Annotated in this window: 13 protein-coding genes; 11 read left to right on the forward strand and 2 right to left on the reverse strand. The window is 44.4% G+C overall.

The window, feature by feature from the left end:
* The 11 genes from ABDW32_RS06980 (at position 1) to ABDW32_RS07030 (ending at position 15659) form a co-directional block, all read left to right on the forward strand.
* Positions 1–861 carry a transketolase gene (locus ABDW32_RS06980; RefSeq protein WP_343560774.1) on the forward strand — a complete coding sequence of 287 codons (861 nt, stop codon included), beginning with the start codon at positions 1–3 and terminating at the stop codon, positions 859–861.
* A 26-nt stretch (positions 862–887) separates the two neighbouring features.
* Positions 888–1850: a transketolase C-terminal domain-containing protein gene (locus tag ABDW32_RS06985; RefSeq protein WP_343560776.1), complete on the forward strand. Its 963-nt coding sequence runs from the start codon at positions 888–890 to the stop codon at positions 1848–1850.
* A gap of 119 nt (positions 1851–1969) precedes the next feature.
* Positions 1970–2797 carry an alpha/beta hydrolase-fold protein gene (locus ABDW32_RS06990; protein ID WP_343560778.1) on the forward strand — a complete coding sequence of 276 codons (828 nt, stop codon included), beginning with the start codon at positions 1970–1972 and terminating at the stop codon, positions 2795–2797.
* Positions 2794–4350, forward strand: coding sequence for a glycoside hydrolase 43 family protein (locus ABDW32_RS06995; RefSeq protein WP_343560780.1), 1557 nt, complete (start codon positions 2794–2796; stop codon positions 4348–4350). Before ABDW32_RS06990 ends, ABDW32_RS06995 begins: the two co-directional genes overlap by 4 nt.
* A gap of 6 nt (positions 4351–4356) precedes the next feature.
* On the forward strand, positions 4357–5733 hold the full coding sequence (locus ABDW32_RS07000) for a glycoside hydrolase family 43 protein (RefSeq protein ID WP_343560782.1): 1377 nt from the start codon (positions 4357–4359) through the stop codon (positions 5731–5733).
* Positions 5734–5744: 11 nt separating this feature from the next.
* The gene (locus ABDW32_RS07005) at positions 5745–7649 is read left to right on the forward strand and encodes a sialate O-acetylesterase (RefSeq protein WP_343560785.1); all 1905 of its coding nucleotides are present in this window, start codon (positions 5745–5747) and stop codon (positions 7647–7649) included.
* Positions 7650–7751: 102 nt separating this feature from the next.
* Positions 7752–9851, forward strand: coding sequence for a hypothetical protein (locus ABDW32_RS07010; RefSeq protein WP_343560787.1), 2100 nt, complete (start codon positions 7752–7754; stop codon positions 9849–9851).
* A 228-nt stretch (positions 9852–10079) separates the two neighbouring features.
* Positions 10080–11438, forward strand: coding sequence for an MFS transporter (locus ABDW32_RS07015; protein ID WP_343560789.1), 1359 nt, complete (start codon positions 10080–10082; stop codon positions 11436–11438).
* A gap of 13 nt (positions 11439–11451) precedes the next feature.
* Positions 11452–12600: an endo-1,4-beta-xylanase gene (locus ABDW32_RS07020; RefSeq protein WP_343560791.1), complete on the forward strand. Its 1149-nt coding sequence runs from the start codon at positions 11452–11454 to the stop codon at positions 12598–12600.
* 11 nt (positions 12601–12611) lie between these two features.
* Positions 12612–13583, forward strand: coding sequence for a glycoside hydrolase family 43 protein (locus ABDW32_RS07025; RefSeq protein WP_343560793.1), 972 nt, complete (start codon positions 12612–12614; stop codon positions 13581–13583).
* Positions 13584–13619: 36 nt separating this feature from the next.
* Entirely contained in the window at positions 13620–15659 is a 2040-nt protein-coding gene (locus ABDW32_RS07030; protein WP_343560795.1) for an alpha-glucuronidase, read from the forward strand.
* A gap of 96 nt (positions 15660–15755) precedes the next feature.
* Here the strand turns inward: ABDW32_RS07030 and ABDW32_RS07035 are convergent, their stop codons facing one another.
* Positions 15756–17540 carry a glycoside hydrolase family 2 TIM barrel-domain containing protein gene (locus tag ABDW32_RS07035; protein WP_343560797.1) on the reverse strand — a complete coding sequence of 595 codons (1785 nt, stop codon included), beginning with the start codon at positions 17538–17540 and terminating at the stop codon, positions 15756–15758.
* Positions 17541–17602: 62 nt separating this feature from the next.
* Positions 17603–19237 (reverse strand): alpha-L-fucosidase, encoded by a 1635-nt coding sequence (locus tag ABDW32_RS07040; RefSeq protein ID WP_343560799.1) that lies wholly within the window; start codon positions 19235–19237, stop codon positions 17603–17605.
* Between the last annotated feature and the right edge of the window lie 49 nt (positions 19238–19286).

Below are 19286 nucleotides of genomic sequence, written 5' to 3' on the forward strand. Positions count from 1 at the left end.
ATGACGAAACATAGTATACATAATTTAGAGGCTATCGTTAAGCAGGTCCGGAGAGATATTGTCCGCATGGTACATGGCTGTCAGTCGGGACATCCTGGTGGGTCCTTGGGCTGTACCGAGCTGTTGGTCTGTCTATATTTCGAATTGATGCAGCGCAACGATCAGTTTGACCTGAATGGTGTAGGGGAGGATCTGTTTTTCCTTTCCAATGGACATATATCTCCGGTATTTTACAGTGTTTTGGCGCGGGCAGGGTATTTTCCCGTTGATGAGCTTGCCACCTTTAGAAAACTCAATTCACGACTTCAGGGACATCCGACAACACATGAAGGACTACCAGGCGTCCGTGTCGCTTCAGGATCCTTAGGGCAAGGTCTTTCTGTTGCTATCGGTGCTGCCCAAGCAAAAAAACTCAATAAGGATAAACAATTCGTGTATGTGCTGATGGGCGATGGTGAATTGCAGGAGGGACAGGTATGGGAAGCGGCGATGTATGCCGCCCACAACAAAATGGACAATCTAATCGCTATTGTAGATTACAATGGTGCCCAGATTGACGGCGCCACCAACGATGTCCTTTCGCTGGGCGATCTGCCCCGCAAATGGATGGCTTTTGGTTGGAAGGTTATTGAAATCATGCGTGGAAATGATATTGGATCTGTGATTTCAGGACTTCGTAAAGCGCAGGCTTCAACCGGAGCTGGCCAGCCAGTCATGCTGTTGCTCCATACCGAAATGGGTAATGGCGTCGATTTCATGATGGGCTCGCATAAATGGCACGGTATAGCGCCCAACGATGAGCAGCTGCGTGCCGCCTTAAGGCAGAATGCAGAAACATTGGGTGATTATATCATCTCCTAGGATGAAGATTTTGAAATAGAATTAAGATGAAGAAATATACATATACAGAATCAAAAGACACACGTTCTGGATTTGGTGCCGGTTTGCTGGAAGCAGGAAAGGAGGACGAAAATGTGGTTGCTCTCTGCGCAGATCTCATTGGTTCCCTCAAAATGAACGATTTTATCAAGGCCTTTCCGGAACGCTTCTTTCAGATCGGCATTGCCGAAGCAAATATGATGGGCATTGCGGCAGGACTTACCATCGGTGGAAAAATACCGTTCACAGGGACATTTGCCAATTTTTCGACAGGGCGGGTATACGACCAGATCCGGCAATCTATTGCCTATTCGGATAAAAACGTAAAAATCGCAGCTTCGCATGCGGGCCTTACCTTGGGCGAAGATGGAGCGACCCACCAGATATTGGAAGATATCGGATTGATGAAGATGCTTCCGGGAATGACGGTGATCAACCCTTGCGATTATAACCAGACGAAGGCTGCGACGAAAGCTGCAGCAAAACACCAAGGGCCGGTTTACCTGCGGTTTGGACGACCTGTTGTTCCCGTTTTCACACCCGAAGATCAGCAATTTGTGATCGGTGAAGCCGTCATGCTGAATCCGGGCACTGCAGTGACCATTTTGGCAACAGGGCACCTTGTCTGGGAAGCCATCCGTGCAGGGGAGGAACTGGAGACCTTGGGTATTGATGCTGAAATCATTAATATCCATACCATCAAACCTTTGGATGAGCGCGCAATACTAACTTCTATTGCTAAAACAGGCTGTGTCGTTACCGCTGAAGAACATAACCGTATCGGTGGTCTTGGCGACAGTGTAGCACAATTGTTGGCCAAACAAATGCCTAGTCCGCAGGAATATGTCGCTGTAAACGATAGCTTCGGTGAATCGGGGCCGCCAAGTGCATTAATGGATAAATATGGCTTAAACGCCGACGCTATTGTGGCAGCGGTATTACGCGTGCTCAAGAGAAAAGTGGCAACTTAATTTGTCATGGACTTTTGTTGCAATTATTGAATCCGCTACTGTTTCTAAATTGAAATTGGACGATTGTTTCTATTGCTTGCGTACCCTAAAATTTGATGTACTGTTAAACCAATTATACGATGAAAAAGATAATCTGCACCCTATTGTGTGTTTTTTCCGCCAGCTTAATGGCTCAAGCACAGCAGACTGCCCCACAAGGATTTGATGTGGAGCGAAAATTGGCGTCCACTGGAAAAATCGATTCCCTTGTTTACTCTTCAAAAACTGTAGGAGTTACAAGGAAAGCCTTAATTTATACCCCGCCGGGATACGATACCGCAAAAAAATATCCGGTACTGTACCTGCTGCATGGAATAGGCGGCGATGAACGGGAATGGTTCAGACATGGAAATCCACAGGTAATTTTTGATAATCTTTATGCCGAAGGAAAAATGGAACCCATGCTGGTGATCATGCCCAATGGCCGCGCAATGCAAGATGACCGCGCTGGCGGGAATGTGATGGCACCCGATCGGGTGGCGGCATTTTCGACTTTTGAAAAAGATCTGCTCAACGACCTGATTCCTTTTATTGAAAAACAGTTTCCCGTTTTCAAGGACCGTGAGCACCGTGCGATTTTTGGATTGTCAATGGGCGGAGGCCAGGCGCTGAATTTCGGACTGGGCCATATGGATACCTTTTCCTGGGTCGGTGGCTTTTCTTCTGCACCTAACACCAAGATGCCGCAGGAATTGCTACCCGTACCAAAAGAAGCTAAAGACAGGCTAAAACTGCTGTGGATCTCCTGCGGTGACCAGGACGGTTTGCTCAACATCAGTAAGCGTACGCATGAATATCTTTCGGAACACGGAGTACCTCATATCTATTACCTGGAACCTGGCGGGCATGATTTCCATGTGTGGAAAAATGACCTCTATCATGTTTCGCAATTACTATTTAAAAAATGAAAAGCCTAGGAAAACTTATCCTGTTTCTGCTCGTAATTTCCTACAAAGGTACATCGGCACAGGAGGCACAAAATCCGGTAATTTTCGCCGACGTACCCGATATGTCGATGATACGGGTCGGCGACACCTACTATATGAGCAGTACGACCATGCATATGAGTCCGGGGATTCCGATAATGAAATCCAAAGATCTGGTCAATTGGACTTTGGTTAATTATGCCTACGATTCGCTTGGTGATCAGGATGAACTTAACTTGGAAAACCAAAAAAATGCCTACGGACATGGTTCCTGGGCAAGTAGCCTGCGCTTTCATGCGGGGACCTATTATCTGAGTACCTTTTCTTCCAATACGGGGAAAACACATATCTATACCACAAAAGATATAGAAAATGGGCCTTGGCATGCGCATGAATTTCACCCGATGTTGCATGATCATAGTTTGTTCTTTGATCATGGAAAAATATATATGATCTGGGGGAGCGGGCGTTTGCATATTGCGGAGCTGGAATCAGACCTGTCTGGCATTCGGGTCGGAACTGAACGTACTTTGATCGAAGATGCTTCCTTGCCAAGTTTACCCAAGGGCGGTAAGATGGGATTACCGGCCGAAGGTTCGCAGCTATTCAAGGTCAATGGCATGTATTATCTTTTTAATATTTCCTGGCCAGCACGGGGAATGCGCACCGTTATTGTACATCGCGCGCGCCAATTGGAAGGTCCGTATGAAGGGAAAGTTGTTTTACAAGATCAAGGCGTGGCGCAAGGCGGCTTGATTGATATGCCCAATGGGCAATGGTATGCGTACCTTTTTCAAGATCATGGTGCTGTCGGTCGGATTCCATTTTTGGTACCGGTCAGCTGGAAGGATGCATGGCCAGTACTGGGAGAAGCAGGCAAAGTCCCAAGCAAGCTGAAACTACCCAAGAGCAAAGGCCTCATGCCGGGTATTGTTAGCTCCGACGAGTTTAAGCGAACCAAAGACCAATCTGCATTGCCCTTCGTATGGCAATGGAACCATCGTCCTGATTCAAACTTATGGTCTGTAACAGAACGTAGCGGTTTTTTGCGCTTAAAAACGGGTGAACTTACCAACGACTTCCTGCAAGCCAAAAACACGCTGACACAACGTACGATAGGCCCCACCTGTAGCGGTTCGATCGCTATTGATGTGTCGCAGATGAAAGATGGCGATTTCGCAGGATTGTCCCTGCTGCAAAAAAACTATGGTCTGCTGGGAATCCGGATGGAAGGAAAGGACAAATTTTTGGTTATGCTCAATGCGCATACGGGGATTCCGGAGGAGGTGGCGAAAATCGCCCTAAAAGAACAGCGTGTAATGCTAAAAGCCAGCTGCGATTTTAGCAACAGAAAGGATATCGCCCAATTTTATTACAGCACAGATGGACGCCAGTGGAAGGCGGTCGGCAACGAACTGAAGATGAGCTATACAATACCACATTTTATGGGATATCGCTTTGGACTTTTTAATTACGCAAGTAAGGCGGCTGGCGGCTATGTGGATTTTGATTATTTCCATCTTACAACAAACTAAGACAATATGAGACGACAATTTTTAACCTGCTTACTTTTTGGATTTCTGATTATGGTCTTGGTGACGATCAATACATTAAAGGCCCAGAATCCGATTATACAAACAGCCTACACGGCCGATCCTGCACCTTTGGTATATAATAACCGCCTCTATCTCTATACCACACAGGATGAGGAAGAATCGACCTGGTTTAATATGAACAATTGGCGGGCATATTCAACCAACGATATGGTCAATTGGACCGATCATGGTGCAATCCTTTCGTATAGCGATTTTGAATGGGCAAAAGGCGACGCCTGGGCGGCGCAATGTGTTGAAAAAAACGGCAAATTTTATCTGTATGTACCTGTTATTTCCAAACTGAACAATCGTGGAGCGATCGGCGTGGCTGTCGGTGATAGCCCATTAGGGCCATTTCATGACCCTTTGGGAAAACCGCTTGTACAGAGTGAATGGGGCGATATCGATCCAACTGTGTTTATTGATGAAGATGGGCAGGCGCATATGTACTGGGGTAATCCCCAGCTGAAATATGTCAAGCTGAATGAAGATATGATCTCCTATACCGGCAGTATCCTTGAGGTTCCAATGACGGCGGCAGCATTCGGAAAAAGGGAGGGCGACCCGAAACGACCTACGGGCTATGAAGAGGGTCCTTGGTTGTATAAAAGGAACAGTTTGTATTATCTTTTTTGGCCGGGAGGTCCTCTACCTGAATATATCGCTTATTCGACAAGCAAAAAAGCTGAAGGTCCCTGGACCTACGGGGGTGTTATCATGCCTGCCGAAGGTAAGGCTTTCACCAACCATCCCGGAGTGATCGACTTTAAGGGGAAAAGTTACTTCTTTTACCATAACGGGGCTTTGAGAGGCGGCGGTGGGTTCACACGCTCGGTCGCCGTGCAGGAATTAAAGTTTAATCCCGATGGCAGTGTGCAAGCGATGAAGATGAACTCGGGCGGGGTCCAAGCGCTTACAACATTAAATCCTTATGAACTCACGCAGGCGGAAACCATCTCCTGGTCCGAATATGTTAAATCGTATCAAAATAATCAGGTGGGTGTTTTTATCAAAGCACTCAAAAACGGCGCCTATATGAGCCTGAAAAACGTTGATTTTGGTGAAAAGGGGGCAACAACATTCTTTGCGAGACTCGGTACAACACACCATAGTGACGTTAACATGGAGGTAAGGTTAAATGCCGTTGATGGTCCACTTTTAGCAACGATACCGGTACCAATGACAGGGGGTGACGACAGATGGACCACGGTGGATACGCCGCTTTCCAATAAAGTCACCGGCGTCCATGATCTGTACTTTGTCTTTAAAGGTAAAGCGCCATCGAATATCTTATTTTTTGATTGTTGGAAGTTCGGAAAATAAACGAAAGGGATATGATAACTAGCGTTCGAGCTTTCTTTTTTGTGCCATACTTTTTGCGCCAAGTCATGCTGGCCATTGGCCTGGTATTGCTACTGCAGCCCTGTCGGGCCGAGGTGCGCCTACCGGCACTTGTGAGCGACTGTATGGTCTTACAACGCGATACTGAACTTAAGATTTGGGGCTGGGCTGCTCCGGGCGAAAAAATAACGCTGCGTTTTCGGGGGAGCTATTATTATACCGCAACTGGAAACGATGGTAGGTGGAGCGTAACTATTCCACCGCAGCAGTATGGCGGCCCATATACCATGGAGATCAATGAACTCGTGATCCGGGACATTCTGATTGGCGACGTATGGCTCTGTTCGGGTCAGTCGAACATGGAAACACCGATCCAGCGACTTGTTGAGCGATTTCCGGAGATCAACGTTTCCAATAATCATATGATACGTTATTTTAAGGTACCGACGCAAAATAGTATACTGGAACCGAAAGAAGCAATACTTTCCGGCGCGAGGTGGCACTCGGGCATCGCTTCGGATGTCATGAACTGGACCGCCTTAGCATATTTTTATGCGCAGGAATCTCACCGGCATAATGGCATACCCGTAGGAATGCTCGTTTCCAGTCTCGGTGGCTCGGGAATAGAAAGCTGGATTGATCAGCAGCATTTAAAGCAGTTCCCCGACCTATTGATTGATCAAGCAGCAGTAGATAGTCTCCAAATACTTGAAAAAGACAAGGGCCTGAACCGATGGACCGCTGAAGGCTTTGATGACTCGTCCTGGCCAGTTGTACAAGTCCCTGATTATTGGCGTAATCCAAAAGAATCCAAACCGGGTATTGTTTATTATCGAAAGCATTTTATGCTTCCAGCTGCCAAAGACGGCCGGCATGCGAAATTGTATTTAGGCACCTTGATTGACAGTGATTCCGTTTATATCAACGGTCATTTCATTGGTACGACAGCTTATCGTTATCCGCCACGGATTTATGATGTGCCTGCGGGCATACTTCATACCGGACAAAACTGCCTCAGCATCAGACTGCAGTGTAATGGTCCCGATGGGGGTTTTACACCCGATAAGCCATATCAATTGAAAATAGATGATGTCACGATAGATCTGGCCGGTGAGTGGCGTTGGCAAGTCGGAATTGACCAAAATGAGGTAGATAAATACAAAAGCCGGCTACGACAGCTTGTTAAAGCTGGTTCCGGTCTATATAATGGGATGATCTATCCCTTGGCAAACTATCGTATTAAGGGGGTGATCTGGTATCAGGGCGAAGCAAATACAAATAAGCCCGAGTACTATGAAAGCTATCTAAGCGCGCTGATAAAAAACTGGCGTACCCTGTATCAACAAGCACAGCTTCCCTTTTTGCTGGTGCAGCTTCCCAACTTTATGCCTAAGGATACGGTTCCAACCGGCTCAAACTGGGCACTTCTCCGAGAGGCTCAGTTTCAGGTTAGCAATAAAATACCGGGAACGGCATTAGCGGTGACTTACGATCTAGGGGAGTGGAATGACATTCATCCACTAAATAAAAAGGATATCGCGAAGCGACTATTCTTAGCTGCGCGTAGGCTCGTCTATGGCGAAGATATAGCCGCATCCGGACCCCGATATCAAGGGATGCAGATAACAGGAGATAAGATCCTGGTTTCCTTTGATCAAATTGGAAAAGGATTAGCGATTCGTCATGGAAAAACATTACAGCATTTCGCTATAGCGGGTGCGGACCGAAAATTTGTATGGGCGAATGCATTTATTCAACACAATAAAGTCGTGCTGAGCCATCCAACGGTTAAACATCCCCAAGCTGTTCGCTATGCCTGGAGCAATAATCCAGAAGATGCAAACCTGATCAGTAAAGAGGGATTATTAGCGATTCCATTTCGTACCGATAATTGGTAAAAATGCATCCTGAACGTAGCGAAATAAGACGTAGTGAAATAAATTAATCGGCGCAACAAAAAGTGCAATTAATAAATTTAAACAACTAATTTATAGAATTTTATGAAGAAACTGAATATTGTCCTAAGAAAACGGACAATGGTATTATTATTATCCGTCACAGGAATTTTGCCGACAAAGATTTTGATGGCACAGCTACAAAATAAGGTAATGGATTACAGTAAAGGATACGTGCACCAATCGATCGGAAATCCCTATCTTCCGCTTTGGGAGCATCTTCCTGATGGTGAGCCCCGTGTATTCGAAGATCCAGATCAACCTGGAAAATATCGTGCTTATATCATCGGCTCCCATGATTTGCGGTTTACTAGTTATTGTGGCCCGGATATTCGTATGTGGTCCGCACCTATTGATAATCTAACAAGCTGGCGTGATGAAGGCGCTATTTTTACCTATCCGATGGACGCCAAATGGGATGTTATGTATGCCCCTGACCTTGTGGAGGTCAAAAGGAAAGACGGAAAAAAAGAATATTATTTGTTTCCGCACAGCAGAGGGGAGCATAGGGAAGCCATGGTTGTCAAAGGAGACCGCCCAAATGGTCCCTTTAAACCGATAAATCTGACGGAAGATGGCAAACGTACTTTGCCGGGAAGCATCCTGGGCTTTGATCCGGCGGTCTATATTGAATACGTCACTGATCCGAAAGACCCGGATTTCGAAATCGGATTCCGGGCATATGGGTTCTGGGGATTTCAACGGTCAATGGCGGCGCAATTGGATCAAAAAACCATGTACTCATTAAGACCCGGAACTGAAATTATCAATTATCTTCTGCCGGCGAGCGCACGATATGGTGAGCTGCGAGACCCAAAAGGAACCACATATCCTAATATTTTTAAAGGTGAGGATCTGGGAACTTTTAATTTTTTTGAAGCCTCTTCCATTCGAAAAGTCGGCAACAAATACGTTACGGTATATAGTGGTTATTCGGGCCCCGAATATGGTGTAGCTAGCTCCAATTCAACCCTACGCTATGCGGTCGCAGATTCACCGCTAGGGCCATGGAAGGGTGGCGGCGTATTGGTAGACTCCCGGGCTCCGGTATTGAATAAAGATGGTTCGGCTATTGAAACCAGCAATGCCGGGCATAATACACATGGCAGTATTGAGCTGATCAATGGACAATGGTATGTATTTTATCATAGACCACCGCGAGGGTTTGGCTTTGCAAGACAGGCTGTAGTCGAACCGATCAAGGTGGAATGGGACGAAAAATCTGTGAAGGAGGGTGGGATGGTTTCCATCCGTGCCTTTGATCCCTATCAGGAAAACCTGACAGTCAAAACTAAACAAGGGAAGGAATATAAAGGTGCAGAAGTCACGTCCGAAGGATTCCATTTTTACGGCTTAGCTCCTTATCAGTACTATTCTGCTGGCTATGCCTGTTACCTTTCTGATATCAGTTTACAACAGGATTCCTGGGATGTTTGGGATAATCATATGCCAATAACCAATATGAAAAATGGACATATTGTCGGTTTCAAATATTTCGGGTTTGGGGGACTTCATCAGGATAAATTTGGGTTGAAAGCCTTTCAAGGAACTAAAAAAGGGAACCAAACAGCTTTCAACCTGTTTATCACACCAAAAACAAAAGCCGCATTTAAGGTCAATGTATGGTTGGATGGTCCTTGGGATAATGAGGCCTGGAAGGGCAAAAGGATTGCCCAAATAAGCATTCCCGCAAATTCCAAATCGGAGGTCACACAGTTTACGGTCGATGTATCCGATGCCGTTGATCAGCTGGACCGCAAGCACGCCTTGTATTTAGTTGCAGAAGGCGGAGATGATAATGCACTTTTTGATTTTATTGGACTAGGCTTTAGTTCGAAAGATCAAAAAATGGTACGTCCGATAGCACCAACGGTCGATATTATTGTAGAAGGTAAAAAACTAGACCTGCCTTCCATTCCCCTAAGATCTACAGATGAGAACGGCATCATTGGATACAATATATATGAAATTGCGGCTCCTATTCAGGTAAAAGGTAAAAAGATCCCTGCTGTAAAAGCATACTCAGCTAACCCCGAGGTTAAGATTACAGTGACGCAAGCAAGTTTGCTGTCAGATCATACCAAAGTCGATTGTGTTTACCGGGGACAGACGAAAAGCTACCTCATAAAATATGTGGCCGATTAAATGAACGCAAGGTATCCTTCGAGGGTGGATTTGCTGCAGTGTTTTCTATTATTTCGTGTTTAGGAGTCTTTTTTAAACATTTTTATTAGCATATAAAACATTTGTATCAGTTGCCCTCGAAAAGGTACTTGTAGTTTTACGTCAGTAATTCAACATTCGATTAACCAATTATATATGGACCAAATGACAACAGCTGTAAAGCCTGCGAAAGGCTTTTATAAGCTTTCAATGAAACAAAGGGTAGGCTTCGGTGCAGGAGATCTGGCACAGAATCTTATTTACCAGACCGTTTCGATGTACCTATTGCTTTTTTATACCAATGTCTATGGAATATCTGCGGCATCAGCGGGTATCATGTTTCTCGTCGTACGTATTGTTGATGTTGTTTGGGATCCTATCGTAGGCGCATTTGTCGACAAAAGCAATCCCCGTTTGGGTAAATATAGATCTTACTTAGTTCTGGGGGGAATTCCGCTTACAGGTTTTGCGATCTTGTGTTTCTGGAATGGATTTTCAGGCTCACTGACCTATGCTTACCTCACTTATGTTGGACTATCGATGTTGTATACATTGATTAATGTTCCCTATGGTGCTTTAAATGCTTCTTTAACGAGAGATACGGATGAAGTGACGAAACTGACGTCCATCCGCATGTTTATGGCCAATATTGGCGGGCTCGCGGTTGGCTATGGAGTACCTATTGTCGTGAAATATTTCTCTCCGGATGGAAAGATCAACTCGAAGGACTCTGCCGAAGCCTGGTTTACGACAATGCTTATCTATGCTTTGGTTGGTTTGGTGCTGCTATTTTTTTGTTTTTCACAAACAAAAGAGCGGGTCATTATGGATGAAAAAGATACCGAAAACGTTCGGGTGTCTGATCTATGGCAAGAATTTAAGCACAACCGCCCCTTGCGTATTCTGGCGTATTTCTTCATTACTGCTTTTGCCATGATGGCCGTTGGAAATTCGGCAGGTTCTTATTATATGATCTATAATGTCAATGCACCGGATATGCTTCCTTACTTTATGGCTTTGGGATCTTTACCCGCATTTATTTTTATGCCCCTTGTACCGGCAATCAAACGAGCAATCGGAAAGAAGCAAATGTTCTATGTATTTCTGGGAATCGCGATTCTGGGCATGCTGATGTTATATATTATTTCATCAAATGAAACCCTTAAGGGGAATATCGGCTTGGTGCTGATCGCGCAGTTTATCAAATCTACAGGCGTTATCGTTGCCACAGGATATATGTGGGCACTGGTACCGGAGGTCATATCCTATGGGGAATACAAAACCGGTAAAAGGATATCCGGAATTGTCAATGCACTAACAGGTATTTTCTACAAGGCCGGTATGGCCCTGGGAGGAATCATTCCGGGACTGGTGCTCGCTTATGTTGCATTTGACAAAGATAATGCAACAGCACAGTCCGCCACAGCCCAAATAGGGATCCTATGGTTGGTGGCTGTCATTCCAGCGCTGCTTCTGTTACTTGCCATGTATATCATCTCCAAATACGAATTGGATGACAGGACGATAGACAAAATCAATCAGGATATTGAATCCCGACATAATAATTAAACTCAACTAGACCATGAATATACTAAAGACTATTGCATTAGCTGCAACAACCTTATTGAGCGTAAGTGTTTTCTCTGCAGCTATGCCCGGTATGAATCAGGAGCCTGATTCATTGCCCTTAAAGAAAGCTTTTGAAGATAAGTTTTTTATCGGGACGGCCCTCAACCTCGATCAGATTTGGGAAAGGGATGCTAAAGCTGTTGCCGTCGTCAAACAACAATTCAACTCCATTGTGGCAGAGAACTGCATGAAAAGTATGTTTTTGCAACCTCGGGAAGGAGAATTTTTCTTTAAAGACGCAGATCGCTTTATAGCTTTTGGCCAACAGAATAAGATGCAGATCATTGGTCATACATTAATCTGGCATTCACAGACACCAGCTTGGTTTTTTGTTGATAAAAATGGAAAAGATGTTTCCAGGGATGTATTGATCGAACGCATGCGTAAGCATATACATACTGTCGTGTCCCGCTATAGAGGTAAGGTATTCGGTTGGGACGTTGTCAACGAAGCCATATTGGATAATGGGGAATGGCGCAAAAGTAAATTTTACGAAATTATTGGTCCCGACTTTATCAAATTGGCCTTTCAGTTTGCCCATGAAGCCGATCCCAATGCCGAATTGTATTATAATGACTATTCAACAGCCATTCCCGAAAAGCGAAAGGGAATTATGGCCATGGTGCAACAGGTCAAAGCCGCTGGTGGAAAGGTTAGTGGAATCGGTATGCAGGAACATAATGCGCTGGACAATCCATCGCTGGCAGAAGTCGAGAAGACTATCCTTGGGTTTTCAAGTCTAGGTGTAAACGTGATGGTGACGGAGATGGACATTTCCGTACTTCCACATGTGCGACCCAATATGGGCGCTGAAATTGGCGAACGCTACGCTTACCGTAAGGAGACGAACCCCTATGAAAAAGGCTTGCCTGCGGACAAGATGGCGGAGCTTGGAAAACGATATGTTGACTTTTTTAGGCTGTATCTGAAACATCAGGATAAAATATCCCGAGTGACTCTCTGGGGGGTTGGTGACGCCGATTCATGGAAAAATGGCTGGCCCATTCCTGGTCGTACGGATTATCCGCTCTTGTTTGACCGTCATTATCAAGCCAAGCCTTTTTTAAAAGATATTATAGCGTTGACTCAAAAAAAAAAGTAATCGTAAAAAAAATGAAAAAGAGTAGATATTTATATCCAGCAGACTACATGGCGGATCCATCCGCACATGTCTTTGAAAATAAGATATACATTTATCCCTCTCATGATCGGGAGAGTGGAATAGCCGAAAATGACAATGGCGATCATTTCGATATGCAAGACTATCATGTATTTTCCCTGGAAGATGTACAAGCTGAAGTGATTGACCATGGGAAAGTATTGGCTGTAACAGATATTCCCTGGTCCGGTAGGCAGCTTTGGGATTCGGATGTGACCGAGAAAGATGGCAGATACTATATGTATTTTTCCATGAAGGATAAAAACGATATCTTTCGGCTCGGAGTAGCTATAGCGGATAGACCCTATGGGCCATTTATACCGCAGTCCAATCCGATAAAAGGGAGTTACAGCATAGATCCCTGTGCCTTTAAGGATCAGGATGGATCCTATTACCTGTATTTTGGTGGTATCTGGGGTGGGCAGCTGCAATTTTATCGAAACAATAAAATTGTTGTGCCGAACGAATTGCCGCAGGATAATGACGCCGCATTGAGTCCCAAGGTTGTGAAATTAGCTGCAGATATGCTGGAGTTTTCAGAACCACCACGGGATCTTGTCATCCTGGATAAAAACGGACAATCCTTAAAACAAGGGGATTCCGAAAAACGATTTTTTGAGGCATCCTGGATGCATAAATACAAAAACAAATATTATTTTTCTTATTCAACAGGCGACAGTCACTTAATCTGCTATGCCATAGGGGACAACCCTTATGGTCCATTCACTTATCAAGGAGTCATCTTATCACCGGTTGTCGGCTGGACCACGCATCATAGTATTTTGGAATTCCGGGGCAAATGGTATCTTTTTTATCATGATTCTGTTCCATCGGGGGGAAAAACCTGGTTAAGGAGCATGAAAGTGATCGAGCTTGAATATGATGAAAACGGATTTATTAAAACCATAGATGGCATGTCGTCTTAACGAACGATTTTATACATTCTCTAACATTTTTTGATTATGCGTGTGCAGTTGCTTTTATTGATGACGTTGTTGTGTGTCCCTTTTCTTGCCAGATCGGAAGATGGGAGTCGGTTGTGGTTACGATTTTCCAAACTGCCGAAGGCGGTACATAGCGTAGATGTCCTAGGTATAAAGTCAGCGGATCCAACTGTAACTTTGGCAAAGCAAGAGCTGTTGGACTATTGGAAGGGAGCTGCGATCACCCTGCAAATCGATGTGAAGCAAAAGCAGTTAAAAGATGGCTATCAAATCAATCAGAACGAGAAAAAAATCCAGGTTGTCGCCAGTCGTCCAATCGGCTTATTATACGCTGCATATCATTTGTTGCGCCTACAAGAAACAGGTGGGCAGTTATCCTCTTCCAAAATCATTGAGACACCGTCCTATGATATTCGTGTACTGAATCACTGGGACAATTTGGATGGTACCATAGAACGCGGTTATGCCGGCCATTCGCTATGGAACTGGGCGGAACTGCCGAAAAAGCTATCACCTAGGTACGAGCAATATGCGCGGGCTAATGCTTCAATCGGTATAAATGCTGCCGTATTGAACAATGTAAATGCTTCTGCACAGGTATTGGATGCGGGGTATCTTGTCAAAGTGAAAGCGCTAGCAGATGTTTTTCGCAAATATGGGATCAAAGTATATCTATCGGTGAATTTTTCTTCTCCCAAAATTTTGGGTGGTTTACCAGATTCAGATCCCCTCCATAGAGACGTCCAACGCTGGTGGAAAGCCAAGGCTAAGGAAATTTATACCTTGATACCCGATTTTGGTGGTTTTTTAGTCAAAGCGAATTCAGAAGGTCAGCCCGGGCCACAGGATTACGGGCGGACACATGCGGATGGGGCAAATATGCTTGCCGATGCACTAAAACCCTATGGAGGAATGGTGTTTTGGCGGGCATTTGTTTATCATCCCACCAAAGATGACCGAGCTAAACAAGCCTATCAGGAGTTTGTGCCACTTGACGGGAAATTTAGGGATAATGTTATTGTCCAGATAAAAAATGGACCAATAGATTTCCAACCCCGCGAACCGTTCAATCCATTGTTCGGAGCTATGCCGCATACAGCAAAGATGCTCGAATTTCAGTTGACACAGGAGTATTTAGGCTTCTCCAACCATTTAGTGTACTTGGCACCCTTATTTAAGGAAGTATTGGATAGCGATACTTTTGCTCATGGAGATGGATCTACCATAGCCAAGATGACAGATAGCAGTGGAAATCTACATCGGAAAACTGCAATCGCGGCTGTTGCCAATATAGGCCAAGATAGCAATTGGACAGGTCATCATTTTGCGCAAGCCAATTGGTATGCTTTCGGGCGGCTGGCCTGGAATAATACACTTTCTTCAGCGCAAATCGCAGCGGAGTGGATAGGCCTCACTTTTAGCCGAGAGGAGGCTTTTGTCAATCCCGTTAAGCAAATCATGCTGGACTCACGTGAAGCTGCCGTTGACTATATGATGCCACTAGGCTTGCATCATTTGTTTGCCTTTGACCATCATTACGGACCCGAACCCTGGGGCAACATACCCGGTGGTCGTCCGGATTGGATGCCTTGGTATTATCATAACGCAGATAGCCTGGGAATAGGTTTTGAGCGTAGCATATATGGGAGCAATGCTGTTGCGCAATATAATCCACCCTTGGATAAGCGATATGGCGTTCGCGCAAACTGTCCGGAAAATCTGTTGTTATGGTTTCATCATGTGCCCTGGGACTATCGGATGAAAAGTGGTAAAACACTTTGGACAGCGTTATGCTACCATTATGATCAAGGGGTTCAGAAAGTTCGTGAATTTCAAAAAGTCTGGGATCGAATGGAGCAGCATATAGATCCTTTCCGTTTTAGATCGGTACAATCCAAGCTTAGAATACAGGCACGCGATGCGGTGTGGTGGAAAGACGCCTGCCTGCAATATTTTCAACTGTTTTCGGGGCAGCCTATTCCTTACGAATTAGAGCGACCTATTCATGATTTAGAAGAATTAAAAAAGATCAAATTACCCTTACGCCATCATAATTAAGGCGATCTCACCCTCGATCATGGATTTTAACATCAGCAGATCTTCCCGATGAATAAAAATCGGGAAGATCTTAGCAACAGCCAATGTACTATACCATTAATCGTATTTAAAGTTGTCAGCGACAATATACCAGGCTTTCTTTTTTTGGCCTCTTTCAGATAATAATCCTTTTCTGTTCCAACCCTTTTGATAGACAGGATGGGCCCTTCCAGGCGAACGAAAGTCGACCAGGAGCCATGGTGTCAATCCACGTAAGAAGGAAATGTTTTTAAACATGCTAAATTGACGTTTATAAATATCCACAAGATAATCTTCACTCCAACTGCTCGCCCTTTTTGGGTCTATATTGTTTCCAAAAACCGCCTCGCCACCAAATTCCGAAAAAATAAGCGGTTTATTGAAGTGGGATATCCACTCGACTTCGCTATCATTCTCGGGCCATGCTTTGTACCATCCAATGTATTGGTTGATTGCCATAACATCCATCAAACGATTCATTTTATCTTCGATATAGGCCTTGTTGCCTTCAAAACGCATGTTATTAAACGCTGATGTTACAAGACGGGTATTATCCAAGGCCTTTGTGAGGTGATAAAGTGCCGTGAGCGAACTGTCTCTGGCCGGGGAGGAGTAAGTTTCGTTCGAAAGGCTCCAGATAATGGTTGCCGCCCGATTTTTATCACGAGCAATCATCTCCCGAAGCATTAAATTCATTTTTTTCATCATTCCGGGATCTGCAAAATCAATACCCTGATATATAGGCAATTCTTCCCAGACCATCAATCCCATTTGCTCAGCCATTTTTATCATTTTTTCATGATGTGGGTAATGTACTAGACGCACATAATTACACCCCAGCTCTTTCGCCCAATCCAAGAGCATTTTATAATCACTTTCGCTATAGGCCCGTGATCTACGTTGTGGGACTTCTTCATGAATATTAACCCCTTTAAGAAAGATGGATTTGCCATTCAATAAAATATTTGTCCCATCAACTTTGATTGTTCGAAAACCAATTTCTTCCTCGATACGATCGGTTTCGGAATCGACCTGAACGGCATATAATTTCGGAACTGCAGGTGTCCACAAGGTCTTCTTACGAAACGGAATTTTAAGCCTGGCTTTTCCGGTGCTATCTGTTCTTGTTTTATAAATAAAGTTCAATTCGGGAATGCGTATTGCAATCGCTTGTTCTTTTTTAGGGCCATCTAGGGATACATAGCCATTGATGATATTTTCATCCTGCTGCGATAGCTGAATAAAATAATCCCTGATATAGGTCTTTGGCGTCTGTACGAGATCGACATCCCGTGTGATTCCACCATAATTGAACCAGTCGAAACCGAGACCAGGTATGCCATCTTTCATCCGTTGATTATTTGCTTTCACGATAAGGCTATTTTCGCCAATTTTGACATGATCGGTTACTTCAAACTGGAAAGGTGTGAAGCCACCTTCATGTTCACCAATCTTTACCCCGTTCAGATAAACTTCGGCCTTATAGTTTACGGCTGCAAAGTGGATAAAAAACCGGTTATCCTGTTTTGTTTGGATCTTAAAGGGACGTTTGTACCAGATGCTGCTTTCATAATAGTTGAGCTCAGGAAGTTGAGAATTGAAATCTCCTGGTACATATAGTTGATGACCACCTTCAAATGCGGATTCCACAAAATCCGTGTTGCCCAACGGTTTTCGATCTTTATAATATGCAGCCCAATCACCAGACCCCGCATCAAAAGGATCGATAATGGCCTCCCATAAGCCATTTAGACTGGTTCTATGCCGTCCCTCGATATGAATCATTGCTGATTGTCCGAATAACAGGGATGGAAATAAGGAGCATAGCGCTAAAATGATTTTTATGTTACAAGGTGTTTTCATGTTCTAATTGTATCAGCGATATCTTGGAAATAAGTTGGATATCTTGATGAAGAAAAAATGGTTTAATTAATTTTCAGTACCAATGAAATTTGATTGGGCTTATCCGAAGGCAAGGCAACGTGGAGTGCGTCGTCATCTTGTTTAAATGCCAGTTTTTTCTGATGCCCCAATAGTGATACTGTTTTAACCGTTATTGGATCAACGGTGTTATTCTTCTTTCCGAAAGATTTGATCATGATTTTTCCATCCGTTGGCCATGCCAAGACATGAGCGTAGATCGCATCGCCTTTTTTCACAAACCGGATATCCCTAGCGGTATAGTTATTTTCTTTGTCCTCATTGAATCCAGCGGCATTCAATGGTTTCTTCTCTTCTGTACTTGGACCCTCGCCATATGTTTTCCAGGGACGGGTATCAAAAATTCCCTCCTTATTAACCTGAATCCAATCGCCTATTTCATGCAGAATTTTCTCTTCTTTCTCGTCAATGCTACCATCGCCCTTGATAGGAACATTAAGCAGGAGGTTCCCATTTTTACTGACGATATCAATAAGCATATGGACAACTTTTTTTGCCGACTTGTAATTGTTGTTTTCATAATCAGCTTTGCTATAATGCCAGCTTCCCAGGCAAGTGCAGGTCTGCCAGGCTTTTTCTTGCACCTGGTCAGGAACACCGCGCTCGACATCCCATACCAAACACTCTTTTTGTTGTTCGGATAAGATTTTTCCAAACAAAACGGCATCGACTTTTCCCTTATTTTTCTTCGCGTTACTGTTATAAAAATGGGCCGCGATATCGAGCCCGACTGTGCTGATAGGCCATAGAGGGAGTGTAGTATCATCAAAATAGAGCAGGTCCGGCTGATAGCTGTCGACCATGTCTATTGTTCGTTGATAGAAATTATCAATATACTCCGGTGTCGGTTTGGATGCACCGTTATGCCAGTCCCACTGTGCCCACAATGATTTTACGTCTTCACTTCCCTTGCTAAGGGGATGGTTTTGCCGATACAGCTCCTGGGGATCGTAGCCTTCCCACCATTTTCCTTTTCCCTGTTCTTTGCTGAGCTTTCCATCATAAGGTACTCCCTTTAGTGGTCCCGACCGATCTGCCCTTTGGGCTGTTTCATACCATGTCCATGCATGGGAGGCATGGATGCTCACACCGAAGGGAAGTTTATTTTTTTTCGCCGCCTTTGACCATTCGGCGAGAATATCACGTTTAGGCCCCATATTGACCGAATTCCATTTTTGATACTTGCTATCCCACAGATCGAAGTTGTCATGATGGTTTCCCATTGCAAAAAAGTACTGTGCACCTACCTTTTTGTAGAGTGCCACAAGCCGTTCGGGATCCCATTTTTCAGCCTTCCAGGTAGGGATGATATCCTTAAATCCGGCTACTGAAGGATGTCCATAAGTTTTTACATGTGCATTGTATTGCCCGCTGCCTTCATCATACATACCACGTGCATACCAGTCGCCCTGCTCAGGTTGGCATTGTGGACCCCAGTGTGCCCAAATACCGAATTTGGCATTACGAAACCATTCAGGCGCTTCGTATTGCGCCAAAGATTCCCAGTTGGGCTGAAATTTACCAGGCAAGTCTACCGGACTTTTTTGTTGGGCTGGAGCATTTAATGTAGCCCCAAGGATTGTAAAGAGTACTAATGTCTTAAAAATGTTCTTGTTCATAACAGGATTTATCGTTTCTTTAGTTAAATAGTGTGCTACTTTAAATAAT

This window comes from Sphingobacterium sp. (genome assembly GCF_039596235.1).
Taxonomy (GTDB): Bacteria; Bacteroidota; Bacteroidia; order Sphingobacteriales; family Sphingobacteriaceae; genus Sphingobacterium.

Bases quoted from the DNA above. Each gene is read 5' to 3' on its own strand.
- ABDW32_RS06980 (WP_343560774.1), top strand. From the start codon at position 1: ATGACGAAACATAGTATACATAATTTAGAGGCTATCGTTAAGCAGGTC.
- ABDW32_RS06985 (WP_343560776.1), top strand. From the start codon at position 888: ATGAAGAAATATACATATACAGAATCAAAAGACACACGTTCTGGATTT.
- ABDW32_RS06990 (WP_343560778.1), top strand. From the start codon at position 1,970: ATGAAAAAGATAATCTGCACCCTATTGTGTGTTTTTTCCGCCAGCTTA.
- ABDW32_RS06995 (WP_343560780.1), top strand. From the start codon at position 2,794: ATGAAAAGCCTAGGAAAACTTATCCTGTTTCTGCTCGTAATTTCCTAC.
- ABDW32_RS07000 (WP_343560782.1), top strand. From the start codon at position 4,357: ATGAGACGACAATTTTTAACCTGCTTACTTTTTGGATTTCTGATTATG.
- ABDW32_RS07005 (WP_343560785.1), top strand. From the start codon at position 5,745: ATGATAACTAGCGTTCGAGCTTTCTTTTTTGTGCCATACTTTTTGCGC.
- ABDW32_RS07010 (WP_343560787.1), top strand. From the start codon at position 7,752: ATGAAGAAACTGAATATTGTCCTAAGAAAACGGACAATGGTATTATTA.
- ABDW32_RS07015 (WP_343560789.1), top strand. From the start codon at position 10,080: ATGAAACAAAGGGTAGGCTTCGGTGCAGGAGATCTGGCACAGAATCTT.
- ABDW32_RS07020 (WP_343560791.1), top strand. From the start codon at position 11,452: ATGAATATACTAAAGACTATTGCATTAGCTGCAACAACCTTATTGAGC.
- ABDW32_RS07025 (WP_343560793.1), top strand. From the start codon at position 12,612: ATGAAAAAGAGTAGATATTTATATCCAGCAGACTACATGGCGGATCCA.
- ABDW32_RS07030 (WP_343560795.1), top strand. From the start codon at position 13,620: ATGCGTGTGCAGTTGCTTTTATTGATGACGTTGTTGTGTGTCCCTTTT.
- ABDW32_RS07035 (WP_343560797.1), bottom strand. From the start codon at position 17,540: ATGAAAACACCTTGTAACATAAAAATCATTTTAGCGCTATGCTCCTTA.
- ABDW32_RS07040 (WP_343560799.1), bottom strand. From the start codon at position 19,237: ATGAACAAGAACATTTTTAAGACATTAGTACTCTTTACAATCCTTGGG.